Here is a 14,988-nt window from a genome sequence, read left to right as displayed (position 1 = left end):
CTCCTCGACTCGGTCGCCCAGCGCACGGCGGAGATCGGCCTGCGCAAGGCGCTCGGCCACGCCGGCGCGGCGAACTTTCGCCAGCTCTATCCGGCGTATCCGGCCTTCCCCCCGACTGGGCGGTGCTCGCCGGGCTGGGAACGGCGCTGCTGACCGGCAGCGTCTTCGGCGTCCTGCCGGCGCGCCTCGATCCCGTACAGTCGCTGGCCAAGCGCTAGGGCCGGCTCCACCAGATGAAAATGCAACCATGAAGCACGCCCCGGACCTCGAAGAAGATGGACGTTCGCGACTCGCCGCCGCACCTGGCGGCCGGGCCGGACGCCGCGTCTGACCAATCACGATGGAACTCTCCCAGATCATCCAGGCCGTTCAGCAGGATGCCGTCACGGTCGTCTTCGTGAATGTCCTGCTGCAACAGTTGGGGTTGCCGGTCCCGGCCGTGCCGACCCTGCTGCTGGCCGGTAGCCTGGCGGCAACCCCGGGGCATCTGGGCCAGGTGCTGGCGGCCGCCATCGTCGCCTCGGTCATCGCCGACTGGCTCTGGTATCGGGCCGGCAGGGTCTTCGGCTATCGAGCGCTGGCCGGGCTGTGCAAGCTCTCGATCAACCCCGCTTCCTGCGTCAGCCAGACCGAGGCCCGCTTCATCCGCTGGGGGCTCTCATCGATCGTCGTCGCGAAGTTCGTTCCCGGCTTCTCGACGGTCGCGCCCCCCATCGCCGGCGCGCTGCGCATGCACCTGCCGGGCTTTCTCATGGCCGCCGGCGCGGGCGCCTGCCTGTGGGCAGGGCTGGCGCTCGGCGCCGGCTGGCTGCTCAAGGACGAGGTCCAGGCCGCCATCGGCGCGCTCGACCGGCATACCGGCACGGCGCTTGCCGTCGTGTTGCCACTCATTGGCGCCTGGCTGGGATGGAAACTGTGGCAGAAGTATCGCTTCAGACGATCCAGCACTGTCCCGCACATCACCCCCGACGAACTGATCGAGGCCTTGCGCTCGCAACAGCCGCCGCTGATCCTCGACCTGCGAGGGGCCACGATGATCGCCGAAACGGACGCTGTGCCTGGCGCCAAGGTGGCCGAGCACGACCGTCTTGACGACGCGGTGGGCGACTGGCCCAGGAGCCGGCCCATCGTCACCCTGTGCGCCTGTCCGGAAGACGCGGGAGCCATCGCCGCGGCACGCCATCTGCTCGACGACGGCTACCTCTCGGTAAGGGTGCTGCAGGGAGGCTACGACGCCTGGCTGGCAGCCACCCGCAACGACCCGCCGCGTCAGTAACCGGGCCAGGGCAGTGCCGGGGCGGCCAGGCGCCTTCCCGCATGGCCCGCGACGCGGCCGAAGCGCGGGCCATCGGCCTCCCAGTCGCGCTGCGCGCTGGCGATGTCCTCCTTGCTGAAGCCGACGAAGTTCCACCACACCAGGATTTGCTCGCCGAAGGGCGCACCGCCGAGCAGAAGGATGCGGCTGCCTGCCGTCAGTTCCAGCCTGACAGTGCCCGCGCCGTCGCCCAGATACGCGAACTCGTCGCTTGCGAAGCGCTCGGCGCCGATCCGTATCGCGCCTTCGAGAGGCAGGATGCCGTACTCGAATCCCGGATTCAGCGACAAGTCGACCGCGCCCCCCAGCGCACTGCACACGTCCATTCCGACCAGACGCGAGTGGAGTCGCGCAGGGGCCACATGTATGCCATAGGCGCCCGCCAGCAGCGTAAAGGCGCAGCCGCCCGCGTTCCAGCGTGGCAGGTCCGGATAGTGGTCGAACGCAGGATCGCAGTCGCTGACCCCGGAGGGCAAGGCGATCCAGAGTTGCGCGGCATGCAGTCGCCGCTCGTCGGGCAGCGACTCCTCGCTATGGCTGATGCCCCGCCCGGCCGTCATCAGGTTGACCTGACCGGGACGGATGACCTGCTCGTTGCCCAGACTGTCGCGGTGCAGAACCTCGCCCTCGATCATCCACGTGAAGGTCTGCAAGCCGGTGTGCGGGTGGGCGCCGACGTGCATCCCCTGCCCAGGGGCAAAGCCGAGCGGGCCGGCATGGTCGAGAAAGCACCAGGCGCCGACCATGCGGCGCTGCCGAGTCGGCAAGGCGCGACGGACGACCATGCCGCCACCCAGGTCGGCGACGCGCGCCTCGATACGTTCGATCGACGGGCTGGACGGGAGGGAGTGCGGAACGTGCGAGGGTGCCGGGAGTGAATCGCGATCGCTTGGGCTCATGGGACTTCCCCCAAAATGGCATACAGGTGCACAGGCGAGCAGACATGCACGGCTCACCCCTCAGTAAAGTAGGTCGGCTGCAGGAAAAGGATTGGCTGATGCAGTGGTGTGCCCCGAAGATGCCCTTCTGGTGAACGATGAGCACGTCAATCCAGACGTGGCAGCGCGCCAGGAAGTTCCCGAAAGAACGGCCCGCCTTTCCCTCCACGACGGCATCTGGGTTGGTGCTAGCTGCCGCACCCGGCTAGAGATTGGCCGAACGCCACCAGTTGCTGTAATCCCTCCGCAAGACGGCTTGCGAGAGCATCGGGTAATAAACGAGTTCGCTGCCGATTCCCAGGTAGAAGCCGTTCTTGACCATTCGATACGGGAATTCGAGCGAGTGCACGCGGTGCACGAGCTTGTTCTGCTTCGACACGGGCCGTAGTTCCAGCAAGGCCTCGCGCAGGTGTTGCAGGAAGGAGTACGGCAGGTCACCCTCCTGGCCGTTCGCCGGATCGCGCGCCAGGGGGCCGAGTCCGAGTTCGACAAAGCACATCCCGGGGAAGCGGAAGAACTTCGATGGCTTGGTGGTCACGTCGGCGTAGTAGGTTGCCGGGTCAAGGATGCTGACCACCAGGCTGTTGATGGGGGCCAGATCCTGGTACATGTGCAGTTCGGGTTCGGGCTTCGGCAGCGTGTCGCCGCGGCTCAAACCCAGCGTCGCGCCCATCGCGGTGGTCAGGTAAAGCTGGCCGATGGCATTCATCGTCAGGTGCTCCATCACCCGATACATCGAGATGTAAACGGAGTTCTTGGGCGTGCCATCGGCCTTCGCCGCACAACGCGCAAAAGCCCCGTCGATGTCGAAGTACTCGTGGCGGAAGGACGGGTCGATCTCGAAAAACAGGGCCTGACCTTTCGACTTGAACTTGTGGCCCGTCGCGTAGTATTGCCCGAACCGCTCCGGCGGCAACATGGAGGCGATCAGTGCTTCGGGAATCAGCGAGAAGTAAAGATGCATGGACATGGTTGAATCTCCCTAGAAATAGTCGACTTGGTTCGACATTTGTCATGTTCGCCGCGGCTGCGGCCGCGCGTGCCCAGGGCGTTGTAACGCCCTGGGCGCCGTCGGCGCGCGGATGCGGCGGCCTGCCTGACGCTATCCATTCTCCTTCTTGGCGACGATTCGCATCCCGTAAAAGCTGCGGAACACGAAGACCAGGTTCACGGCCAGGAACAGCGCCGCCAGGGCATAGACGATTACCTGCTGGCCCTGCGCCTGCAGTCCGACCGCCATCTCGACCGCCAGCAAGCCGAACAGCGTCGTGAACTTGATGATCGGGTTCATGGCGACCGAGGCGGTGTCCTTGAACGGGTCACCGACGGTATCGCCAACCACCGAGGCATTGTGCAGATCCGTTCCCTTGGCGTGCATTTCCGTTTCCACGATCTTCTTCGCATTATCCCATGCGCCACCGGCGTTGGCCATGAAAACGGCCTGGTAAAGACCGATGATCGCTAGCGAAATCAGGTAGCCGATGAAGAAGAAGGGTTCGATGAAGGCGCACGCCAGGGTGCCGAAGAACACCGCCATGAAGATGTTGAACATGCCTTTCTGCGCGTAGATGGTGCAGATCTCGACGACCTTCTTGCTGTCTTTCTGCGACGCCTTGACCACCTCATCGAGGCGGATGTGTGTGCTGATGAACTCGACCGCACGGTAGGCGCCCGTCGAAACGGCCTGCGTGCTGGCGCCCGAGAACCAGAAGATGGTTGCCCCGCCGGCGATCAGTCCGAGCAGGAAGGGCGGGTGCAGCAGCGACAGCTTGTCCAGGTTCTCGGTCAGGCCGGCGGTGAGCAGCATGACGATGGAAAAAACCATGGTCGTCGCGCCGACCACCGCGGTGCCGATCAGCACCGGCTTGGCGGTTGCCTTGAAGGTATTGCCGGCGCCGTCGTTCTCTTCGAGCAGGAACTTCGCGGAACGAAAGTCGAGATCGAAACCGAAGTCCCTCTTGACTTCCGTCTGGATGCCGGGCATCTGTTCGATCATCGACAGTTCGTATACCGACTGCGCGTTGTCGGTGACCGGCCCGTAGCTGTCTACCGCGATCGTTACCGGACCCATCCCCAGGAAGCCGAAGCGACCAGACCGAACGAGAAGACCGCGGCCATCATTGCTGCCTTGGCGTCGTCCGGATTGATCACCGCCGTCAGGTCGAACTGCGACACGACATACGCGCCGGACATCAGCCCGACGATGATGACGCCGATCCAGAACGCGGAGAAGTAGCCGGCGACGATACCGGATAGGATGTTGAGGCTGGCGCCGCCTGCCTCCGACGCCGTGACCACTTCGCGTACGTGCCGCGAGTTGGTCGACGTGAACACTTTGACGATCTCGGGAATGATCGCGCCGGCGAGCGTGCCGAGGGTGATGATCAGCGAAAGTTGCCACCAGAGGTTGGCGTATGCCTTCCCGTCGAGGGCAAAGTTCCCCATCAGCAGATACGAGACGATGAAGGTGATGACCAGGGAAACGACCGACGTGATCCACACCAGCGAGGTCAGCGGCGCTTCGAAATTGAAGCGCTGCTTGTCGCCGTAGCGGCGCCGCGCGACCATCTGATTGCCGAGATACGAGATGCCCGAGGCGACGATCATCATCACCCGCATGACAAACAGCCAGACCAGTAACTGCACCTGGACGGCGGCTTCGGGTACCGCCAGCATGATGAAGCTGATCAGCGCCACGCCGGTGACACCGTAGGTCTCGAAGCCGTCAGCCGTCGGGCCCACCGAGTCGCCGGCGTTGTCGCCGGCACAGTCGGCGATCACCCCAGGGTTGCGCGCATCGTCCTCCTGGATGCCGAATTCGATCTTCATCAGATCGGAACCGATGTCGGCGATCTTCGTGAAGATGCCACCGGCGATGCGCAGTGCCGCGGCGCCCAGCGATTCGCCGATGGCAAAGCCGATGAAGCACTTGCCGGCCAGCGCCGCCGGCACGAACAGCATGATGCAGAGCATGATCAGCAGTTCGGTCGAGATCAACAGCATGCCGATCGAGATTCCCGACTTGATCGGTATGGCGTAGACCGGATAAGGCTTGGCGGCCAGCGAGGCGAAGGCCGTGCGGCTGTTGGCCAGGGTATTGATGCGGATGCCGAACCAGGCCACCCCGAACGAGCCGGCGATGCCGACCAGGGAGAAGGCCAGGATCATCGCCACGTCGGGGACGGGAAGCTCCTGGACGAAGTAGAAGTAGCCGATCATGATCACCGCGGTGAACGCTTCCAGGATCAGCAGGAACTTGCCCTGCGTGAGCATGTAGGTCTTGCAGGTTTCGTAGATCAGTTCACTGACTTCGGCCATCGAACGATGTACCGGCAGGCGCTGAATCTGCAGGTAGATGACGGCGCCGAAGACAAGGCCGCCGAGGGAAACCAGCAGTCCCCAGGAGAGCAGGGTCCATCCGGAGATCCCACCGAGGAAAGTCACCAGAGAGACATCGCCAAGGTCGGGTAGAACGAGATTGGCCTCGGAGACGTGCTCCGTGGCCGCGAGGACTGGCAAGGCAGCGACGCCGATGGCAATAATGAACGCCAGCAGCAGGCGACGGGCCAGAGAGCGCCAGGGCGGCGCCAACGCAGAGTAACTGAAGGTCATTGGTTTTCTCCTTGAAAAATGTCGAAATCGTTTCGGTGGCTGCCGCCGACGTCCAGGCACGGCAGACAGAAGCACTGGAAATCCACTGGCTCCTTGGCCAGTGTCTCCGGCCACCATTTGAGTGTCAACGGTCCTCGGTAGCAATTCTCGTGCCGGGGGGCTCGAGCGGATGGCCGCCGCATCGGCGAGCCGGGCCACCACCTCCTCGCCGGCTCCGGGGCCACCGCATGTGGCTCAGGCGCCAGCCGTCGTTGCCCTCTGACCGGCCTCCGGTGGTATGTCGAGCCGCTGCCGCGACCTGCCACCAAGCCCCGCCGTTGCTGGCGCCGAGCCCATGACCAAGCTCCTTCACGGTGCATGGGGGGTATCGAAGTGGTGCGGTCCGAGGAGCCGTTGCGATGCCCGGGCCTCACCTGATCACACCTTGCGTAACGAAAACGATGGAATCCAGGCCGCAACTCAGAAATGCCGCATTGCTCCACCGGAACCCTCTGCATTTTGTAGCGAGGGTACGTTTTCCGACAATCTCTTATTGGACAATGAGCCAGGCATGACCCGACTGAGAAGCGACAACCCGGAAACCTTGCGCCGAAAGGAAGTCGAGCGCCAGCGCTCCCGCCTCGAAGCCCTTGGCCAGCCGCGCCTGCAAATGATGCTGATCGTTCACTGGCCTGGGCGGCTTCCCCAAACCATCGACACGCGTCGACCGAGGGTGGGGCAAGCAGCGGTGGGAATTGACCAGAGTGTCTCCAGCACGCCAACTTGCGACACGCGGGAGGGCCAGGGAGAGTGGCAAACGGCTTTGCTCGGCAAGTTGAAATTGGTGTGCCTGCCGTCGGGAGGACGACCACCGCCCGGCGGCCGTCCTTCTTCTTGCGGCAGGTCGATCAGACACACTTGCGGCGTCGTGCCGTGGCACCCAGCAGGCCCAGCCCCGCCAGCACCATGCTGTAAGTCTCCGGCTCCGGAACGGCAGTGATCTGGACCAGCACGTCGTTGCCACTGCTGGGGTGCTGGACGTTCACGTACGCCACGTTGGCGTTGAAGGGGTCGAAGTACAGCCCGGTCGGCTCGGCGCCGGAGGTGCTCAGCGAGGCCCACTTGCCGACCGACTCCGCGACGCCATCCCTGTCGACGTCCTGCAGGAACCAGATGTCAGCTCTGCCTCCGTCCTGGTCCTCGATGCCGTAGATGTTGCCGTTGGCATCGATGGCGAGATTGTCCGGATTGCTCCAGGTGGCGCCGACCGCGAGGCCGGTGGCCATGTCGCGACTACTGCTATCGGCGGCCAGCCTGACTTCGTTCGAGGCCAGATCGAGCGAATAGATGCGACCGCGCCCATTGGCGCTGTTGCCGTCGTTGTCGGAGTCGGTGGTGGTGAAGTAGAGGATCTGCTTGCCGCTGGACACCGTCTGAATCTCCAGGTCCTCTGGTCGGTTGTAGCCGGTGCCCAAGACATCGGCATGATCGGCAGTCGCGCGACCGTCAATGGTACCGTCGGCAAGCACCGTGGAGATGCCGGCTAGCGCCGCACCGTTCGCGTCGGTGATCGCCACCCAGCGTGAACTGCCAGTAATGGCAGGGCCGTTGTTGCCCTCGGATTGGCCACCCGCGCCGACTTTCAGCACGAAGGTCTGGCCTTTGGCGAAGAAGTCGTCACCACTGGTGGCACCGGGCCTGGCGGAAACGTACTTGTACAGGGAGCCCCCGTTCAACTCGTCGATGAAGTACAGGTTGTTGTTCTTGTCGAAAGCCAGGCCTTCATGCGAGACGCGTGGAATGATGCGGCGCTGGACGAGATTGCCGCCATTGACCCCAGCGGTGGTCGGGTTGGTCACTTCGAACAGACGGCCCTTGGTGCTGCCGGAGCCCCAGGATTCCTCAGCCGTCAGATAGCTGCCCCAGGGGGTCCACCGGGAAGCATCGCCAGAGGCAAAGCCCTGCGTCCCGGGAGCGACGATGGTCACCGTGCGGGTGTCGTAATTGCTGTCCCGCAGGTCGACCCGCTGTACACCGGCGGACCCGGTCTCGAAGGGCATGAACAGATAGCGGCCGGCGTTGGCGCCGGTCTCGTTGGCCGTAATCATGTCCCAGCTACCGGAGTTCGAACCCGGCAGCAAGCGGTTCTGGTTGGTGCGGTTGGCCAGGACGACCTGGCTGAAGTCTGGCGATGACAGCCTGAACGGCGCGGTTTCCGGCAGGCTGCCGGCGGCCGGGTTGCCGGTCAAGGGCGTAAAGTTGTCGAACAGGGTGAGGTCGGCAGCGTGGACCTGGCCGACCATCACCAGGGCGATGGCGAGAGAGCGCTTTCTGATCATCATATCAACTATCCTCCTGGGTCTTGGGGACGCACGCTGGCGTACTCCCCTGGCTTGGCGTAAGAGCAACGGGCGAGGTCGGCTTGCAGCCGACGGCTGTGATCATCCCGTGTGTGGATGACGGCATTGTGACCATGGCAAAGAGTCCTCATCGAGAAAGAGTCCAGCCGGCCGCTCACGAAACCTGCGCAAGCATGACCTTCTGCAAATGAACGGTCAGACCGCAGGGCTGTACCGACGGCGGCGGCTGGTCAGCCGAGCGTATCGGCAGCCGTGCTCAGGCCGGCACCGGCTGCCGCGCGCTGCAGCCGGTCGGCGACCGCCGCCCAGGCCGGCGTTTCCGGAATCTCCTCGACGATGATCAGCTCGGCGTCGGCCTGATCCAGTTCACGCAAGGCGGCGTAGAGCGCACTGGCGTAAGCGCGGGGGTTGGCCGGCAAGCAGCGCCAGGCGTGTGCTGCCGGCGTGGCGGGCAACCGACTGTGACAGAGTACGGCGCAGCGCCGACCCGTGCTCTGCAGACGGTCGATGACCTCAACAAGGCGCGCGGATGGCAGCAGGCGCAGCGGTGTCGTCGGCGCGTAGTGTGCGGCCAGCGAACCGGGAACCCGCGGCATAGCGGCGTCCGGCGGACGAGTGACGATCTGCGGCATGATGCCGATTTCATGGGTTCCTGGGACCCAATCCGAGATTCACGCCCTTTGATGAAGGCTCATATACTGTCGATGGTGCCGTTGGATTTCCTATCCTCTCCACACCTGCCGTAGGACGATTCATGGCGACGATAGAGCGACGCACCAAAATGATGAACCGATCCATGTCGGCGTTTAGTCCGTTCATTGCCGACATGGATCGTTGGCAGCGCCGCACGGAAATTTCGATCGGAAATGTAGATCGTCTCGTGGCGATCAGTGAATACTGCATGCAGGGCAGGCTGCTGTGTTCATCACGCCATGCCGCGCTACGCGACACTCTTGAAATCCTCGATGTACCCGCGTATCTCGGCGGGGATGGTGCCCCTTTGGTACATTTGACGGGCAAGCCCTGCGCGCCGCTCATCGAACCTGATTCCGGTCTTGTGGCTGATGTACTTGAGTGCAGCCTTGCCGTCCAGCATTCGCACCAGATGCTCCCAGCGCTTCCGGGGAGGAGCCTCTGGTGAGTCGAACTCGTCGATCTTCTGGCGTGCCGTGCTCATAGCCCTGGCAGCATTGGGATGTCCTTTTTTGCTTAAAGTGTCTTGCAAAGCAGTCGTTAGATCGGAACCATGTCGCACTGGATTGCATCCGAAGCCTGGTTCAGGTGATGGGAGATTAGCTTCCTTCGCTGCGATGGTTGCTGAAGTCCGATCCTTCAACTCATTGACGCACTCAAAACAGGAGGTCAATACGGATTCGGCGGTGTGACTCGATGTCAACGCCGAATCGTTCGCCTCGATCCTCATAGCGTCCGGATCGAGCAGGTAATTCTCCAATTCCCAGCGCAGAAAAACGCGAATGTGGGTACCATATGGGCGCTCGGACAGGAAAAGGTCGTCCTGCTCCTGCCACCATAGGGGCCAATTCTGATCGCTGAGAAGCACATCCCGATCAACCAGGCCGAATGCCTTGATCCCGTCGGCCCTGGCCTCGGCCACCAAGCCAATGACGGCCTTGCAACCGCCCCCGCCAGTTCCCGGTTCATAACCATCGGCCGGTTGGAACCAGATATCTTGCCCTTCATCGAAGAACCAGCGCTTATGCACGATCTCGAAGTCTTCTCCCGACTCCAGGAAGACAACAACCCCGCCACGCTGCTTGAGACGGAGTTTATCGGTCTGCTTCAGCTTCTTGAATCCGCTCATGTTCCTCCTTTAACTGCCTAGCGTAGGTCCTGCTCGATGATCCAGCCGCCCTTGACCAGGCCTTCCTCGCAAATGTCGATGGGGAATGCCTCGAGAATCTCGATCGAATGCGTTGTGGCGATGACCGTGGTACCCGGCTGCTCGCGCACCTGGATCTTCATCAGATTCAGCACCTTGTGTTGCCAGCGAACATGCAGGTGGACATCCAGTTCGTCCACCAATACCCAGGTGTTACGGGTACTGGTGGCACCAATGCGGAGAAAGAGCTGCGTGAGGTTTTTTTCTCCACTCGATAGTCGATCCAGGCGGTGGGTTTGTCCGCCGCTATGGACGACCGCCTCGGGCGGAACGCGGCGAATCTCGGCCGCCAGGAACTTGTCCGAGGGCTTTCCGAACACCGTGTTGTTCACCGTCTTCACCGCACTCTCGTAGCTGCCATTGTTCAACCACATCAGCCAGACGAGAAGGTTGTCCAGTGACGCCGTCCAGTGGGTTCCGTGAGAAGCAAACTCGTGCGCCGTGCGGTAAGCCCAATGTTCGGGCTGGATGATCGGACGCTCGCCAAGATCAAGGACAGGAGGGATGTCCCGGTAGGCCGGAAAGAGCAATGCCGTGGGCAGGCTTAGGGTGGAGTTGGCGAAGCTCTCGGGAGCCATTCGGCTTGAGTCGATCAACGTGTGGCGAAGATCCTGAACGAACTCGTTGTAGCGGTCGATCTCAACCAAGCGTCCGCGCGCCTGCTGGCGGAATCCGGTCCGGTGCCACTCTTCTGCCCCATAACGCCTGAGATTCGAGTCGTCCCAGACTTTGAGGAAGGTCTTATCGCCGATGGCACCCGCCAATAGGGACAACACGATACGGTGATCACGCCCCTGCCAGAAAATTCGGGTCAGCACATCAAGCTGGACCCTGCCCCGACCATGATCCAGATCCTCCTGTCCGAAGCGCTGCGGCTCCTCCTCTCCGAGTTGACGCATCAGCAGAGCCATGCACTCCAGCACTGTGGTCTTGCCACGCCCATTTTCCGACATCAGGAGGAAAATATTGCAGGGTTTGTCCTGCTCGTCGGTGAAGTCGATCTCGTAGGGCGTGCTCTGGAAGGGACCGACCTGGTCCAGCGTCAACCAGAGTGGTTGGAACTCATACACGGTCATGTCACTCATTGGATTCTCCCGCGGACGTTTTGCAGACATAGCCGGATATCATCGCTGCTAACCCTCACCCCATGGGCGCGGCGAGTCGCGACTCCGGCCTGGGGTCGCAGCAGCATGTCGCCTGCACCGAGCAGCTTCTCGGCGCCGGTCTCGTCGAGAATGATCTTGGATTCCGCCCCGGTGCGGACTGACAATGCGATGCGTCCTGGCACGTTGCTGCGCAGCAGGCCGCTGAAGGTGTCGGAGTCCGGTCGCTGGGTAGCGAGCACCAGATGGATTCCCACGGCCCGCGCCTTCTGCGTCAGGCGCACCAGAGGTGCCTCTGCCTCACGGGACTGGAAGAGCAGATCCGCCAGTTCTTCTACGACCACCACTACGTAGGGCAGGTCGATCCGACCCTGCTCACGCCCTTCTGCCAGGTTCGCTACCCCGTGCTGCCGTAACAACAGGGTGCGGCATTCCATCTCATCGACCAGTCCGTCCAGTGTCTCCAGTGCGTCGCCAATGTCCTCAATAATCTGTCCGTTAGTCACTTGGGGGAAGGCACCGTAGTGGGCGAGCTCCACGCGCTTAGGATCGATCAGAGTGAGTTGAAGGTCTTTCGGCTCCAGCCGCCAGAGGAGGGACAAGAGCAGAGCGTGCAGACACACGCTTTTGCCACTGCCGGTAGTCCCGCCAACCAGAAGATGGGGCGAGGCTGCCAAGTCGAAATATACAGGTTCCCCCAGCACGTCCACCCCGGGCCAGACCGTAAGTATTGGGACGTCCTTCGCCTGTGTCGCCCAATCCCGGAGACGCGCACCGGGTACCGTGTGCCAAGTTTCCCGCGGGCGAGGAACGTCAAGGGCCAGCACCCGAGCTTCCCGCTCACGGTCTTCGTCTTCTTGAAGCAGTATTCCCTGGCGGGTCGACAGACCCAGGTGCAGACCGAGCTTGTCGAGGCCGCGTTTGACCTTGTCGTAATGATTCACGTCGTCCAGGAAAATCCGGTAGCGGCTAATGCGCGGCCCGTCCTCCACGCTGCGAATCTGGGCCGAAACGCCAATCTCGCGCAGTCCCGCAAGAATCTCCTGGCCCAACTCCGCTCGCGCCGGGCGAGGTGCTTGGCCGACAAATAGCTCGTGGTAGAGAAAACCGTGAAAATCGTGACCGGGGCGCCAGGTGGTGCGTATTTCCTGAAGGCCGCGGCGGACGTGGCGTTGCAGGTAGCGGCGATAGCGTCGCTCCGACTCTTCGCCCTGGAACATATCCTCCCCGTGGTAGACGCTGAGCATCGCGCGTACCGCCAAGTCATAGTCCTGGCGACCTTCATCATCGGCTGGGAGCCCTGCGCCAGTAACTCGGGTCAAGGCATACTCGCTCCCGCCCATGCTGCCACCATCGAGTTCTTCCGCTGGTGGCGTAGGTATCTGCAACGATCTAGCAAGGGCGATGCGCAGGACGCGCAGCTTTGGGGCGCGCTGCGTACTGAGTCCATGTAGCAGGACATCTTCAATGGTCTGCTCATCCCGAGCGTCGGTGTACAGATCAGCCATGGTTCAGCCCTCCCTGATCAGGTCCGACACTTCCACCGGCGCAGGGATCGTATGCTCGCCGTCCGGATTGGTCAGGCGATAGGCACGATAGACGTGCGGGGCGATGAGTCGAAGCTTGCGCGCGTCCAACTCAGCATCCGTGGGAAGCACAATGACCTGAGCTGCGGCATTGGGGTAGTAGTAGCGCAGAATGGCCTCCTGATGAGCCAGGTCGATGCGAGCCAGGGGAGTGTCGACAACCAAAGGAAACTGCTTCCCGGACACCTCGCTCAAGGCCCATAGCAGAGCCGTGGCCATGAGTTGTTTCATGCCGGCGGACAAGGTGCCCATGCCGACATGATCGCCTTCAGCGTCCAGGTAATGCAATCCGAAGTCCTCGTTCACCTCCACCCGATCGATCAGGTGGTGGGATGTCATCAGTATCCGAAAGTGCTGGTTGATGGCCGCCTCCAACTGCTTCCGCTGCGCCTGCTTCCGGCTGCTTTTGAGGTCGGCAAAGAGGTTACCGAGACGACGGGCGATAGCAATTTTTTCCTCTATGACCCGGTTGTTACCGAGCTTGGTCCTGGTCTGCTCTATGCGTTTACGGGCCTCGTCGAGCTTTCCTTTTAGCCCGGCCGACTGGCTCGCAAGATCCCTGTCCTGCGCCTTTTTCCTGTCCAGGTTCCGTTGAAGTTCGTCGCGCTCCGCGACGAAACGTTCATAGCGTGTTCTCTCCTCGTCTGATAGCGACCCCACGTTGAGCAGGTCTGCCTCCAGTTGGCGTAACTCGGAGGCGAACCCTTGCAGGCGCCGCAGTTCCTCGGCACGGACCGAGCGTAGCGCGTTCGCTTCGGTGTATGGAGCGAGTTGTTCGCGAGCAGCACTGGCTGCCTGGGGATCCGGACCGAAGGCTGGGTCCATGGTTTCGCCGGCTGCGTCCGCCTCCTGCTCCAGGACGCTCACCAGCTTATAGCGATAATATGCCCGCTGACTGTCGCGAATATCCGGAGTAGGGAAGTCGGGCTGGTCGAACAGGCGTGCAGGCAAAATGTCCAGCAGCGACTCCAGAACCCGGGCGCGGGCATTGGCATCGCTGCCGAGCACCTTGTTCAGCCGTTCCATGGCTCGCGTTACCAGTGATGGATTGACCAACAGAACGATATCCCGCGGAAGCCGGGTCGACAGAAGGTCCATTGCCTCAGCCCGCTGCGCTTGAATTCGTGCGCGAGTCTCGCGGAGTTGGACCTCATCGTGGCGATGAACGAAGGCACTCAGCCCCTCGATACGACGAACGATGCGGCGCAGCGCGTCCGTGTCGTTCTCGATTTCGTGCCCCAGATTCGCACGACTGACGTCCAACGCTGTGCGGTCGGCTTCAAGGCCCCGAGCCTCGCCCTCCATACGCTCAAGGTCCGCGCGTGCCTGGGGTTCAAGGTCGTTGTGCTGCCAGCGCCCGATGGCGTTATTCAGGGCGGCCCGAAGGGCATCGATCGCGCCAATCCCGAGAAGCCGTTCCATCTGTCGCTGCTGAACGTCGCGGTTGGCCTCCGCCAATTCCTGAATCTGCTCACCGTCGAAAAGAAAAAAATACAGATAGTCTCGTGGTAGGCGACGATCGAGGAACTCCTGCGCCTCTTCGTCCTTGAACGTTTCGGCGCTGGTCGCGACGATCAGGGACTCCTCGCCGTTCCAGGCCCCGTTCTCGATGCGCCAGGCCCTTTCCGCGGTGACCCGGCCGCCGTCCTCACTCCAGACCAGTCGAACGGCACAGCGCGCTTGGCCGTCTCTGCGCGCTCGCCGGTTCATGATGCCCCACCAGTCGTCTCCTGCACCGAGCACGTATTGGTTGACCGTGGGCATTCGGGCACGCTGGACTGCACGGCGCAACGGTTCGTAATTCTACATTAACAGATTCTAATGGCATTTTTGGGTGCTGGCGGCTGCCTTCGGTAGGCGCTGTCGCGGGCGCTTTGTCGCCGTGCATGACGCTCGGCGATGATTCGCACGAGGTCTTCGCGACCGTGAATCTTCACCGGGAGCTGCGCCACGAGCATGTCGACGACATCGGCACAGGACAGTAACTCGGCGTAGGGTGAGTGTTGCCGCCGCTCCTTGACGAGAAAGAGTAGTGCAACGCAGACGAGCGCCATGTGGTTGTACCAAGCCCGCCACTTGCGTACCTGGTAGTCGGCCATCCCACAGCAACCTTTCGCATTCTCGAAGGCGCGCTCGATGAAGTGGCGCTGTGCCTGCATGCGTGCCAGCTCGCGAAGTGGCGTGTCGGGCGCCGC

General features: G+C 62.5%; 10 protein-coding genes and 2 pseudogenes. 1 reads left to right on the top strand and 11 read right to left on the bottom strand.

The genetic code is table 11. From position 1 onward, the window contains the following. Positions 1-340: 340 nt before the first annotated feature. Positions 341-1,276 carry a VTT domain-containing protein gene (locus E4Q08_RS15080; protein WP_034909163.1) on the top strand — a complete coding sequence of 312 codons (936 nt, stop codon included), beginning with the start codon at positions 341-343 and terminating at the stop codon, positions 1,274-1,276. Here E4Q08_RS15080 and E4Q08_RS15075 read toward each other — a convergent pair. The 11 genes and pseudogenes from E4Q08_RS15075 to E4Q08_RS15025 all read right to left on the bottom strand — a co-directional run. Next, positions 1,270-2,100, bottom strand: coding sequence for a pirin family protein (locus tag E4Q08_RS15075; RefSeq protein WP_248594940.1), 831 nt, complete (start codon positions 2,098-2,100; stop codon positions 1,270-1,272). The genes E4Q08_RS15080 and E4Q08_RS15075 overlap by 7 nt on opposite strands. Before the next feature lie 358 nt (positions 2,101-2,458). Next, positions 2,459-3,223, bottom strand: a complete 765-nt coding sequence (locus tag E4Q08_RS15070; protein WP_169070992.1) for a hypothetical protein — start codon at positions 3,221-3,223, stop codon at positions 2,459-2,461. Positions 3,224-3,355: 132 nt separating this feature from the next. Beyond that, a pseudogene (locus E4Q08_RS15065) lies at positions 3,356-5,865 on the bottom strand (sodium-translocating pyrophosphatase). Between the two features lie 529 nt (positions 5,866-6,394). After that, positions 6,395-6,532 (bottom strand): hypothetical protein, encoded by a 138-nt coding sequence (locus E4Q08_RS15060; RefSeq protein ID WP_169070991.1) that lies wholly within the window; start codon positions 6,530-6,532, stop codon positions 6,395-6,397. Positions 6,533-6,752: 220 nt separating this feature from the next. Then, on the bottom strand, positions 6,753-8,186 hold the full coding sequence (locus E4Q08_RS15055; RefSeq protein ID WP_169070990.1) for an alkaline phosphatase PhoX: 1,434 nt from the start codon (positions 8,184-8,186) through the stop codon (positions 6,753-6,755). A 248-nt stretch (positions 8,187-8,434) separates the two neighbouring features. Beyond that, entirely contained in the window at positions 8,435-8,836 is a 402-nt protein-coding gene (locus E4Q08_RS15050) for a Sua5 family C-terminal domain-containing protein (RefSeq protein WP_169070989.1), read from the bottom strand. Between the two features lie 308 nt (positions 8,837-9,144). Continuing rightward, the gene (locus E4Q08_RS15045) at positions 9,145-10,026 is read right to left on the bottom strand and encodes a hypothetical protein (RefSeq protein ID WP_169070988.1); all 882 of its coding nucleotides are present in this window, start codon (positions 10,024-10,026) and stop codon (positions 9,145-9,147) included. 17 nt (positions 10,027-10,043) lie between these two features. Then, positions 10,044-11,189: an AAA family ATPase gene (locus tag E4Q08_RS15040; RefSeq protein WP_169070987.1), complete on the bottom strand. Its 1,146-nt coding sequence runs from the start codon at positions 11,187-11,189 to the stop codon at positions 10,044-10,046. Next, positions 11,186-12,715, bottom strand: coding sequence for an FtsK/SpoIIIE domain-containing protein (locus E4Q08_RS15035; protein ID WP_169070986.1), 1,530 nt, complete (start codon positions 12,713-12,715; stop codon positions 11,186-11,188). The genes E4Q08_RS15040 and E4Q08_RS15035 overlap by 4 nt, the downstream gene beginning before the upstream one ends. A 3-nt stretch (positions 12,716-12,718) precedes the next feature. Beyond that, positions 12,719-14,557 (bottom strand): hypothetical protein, encoded by a 1,839-nt coding sequence (locus E4Q08_RS15030; protein WP_169070985.1) that lies wholly within the window; start codon positions 14,555-14,557, stop codon positions 12,719-12,721. A 44-nt stretch (positions 14,558-14,601) separates the two neighbouring features. Beyond that, positions 14,602-14,988, bottom strand: a pseudogene (locus tag E4Q08_RS15025) (IS701 family transposase); the annotation flags it as partial.

The organism is Candidatus Accumulibacter contiguus, from assembly GCF_012940005.1.
GTDB lineage: Bacteria > Pseudomonadota > Gammaproteobacteria > Burkholderiales > Rhodocyclaceae > Accumulibacter > Accumulibacter contiguus.
The sequence above is the reverse complement of the archived record's forward strand: the minus strand, read 5'-3'. Positions and strand labels throughout refer to the sequence as shown.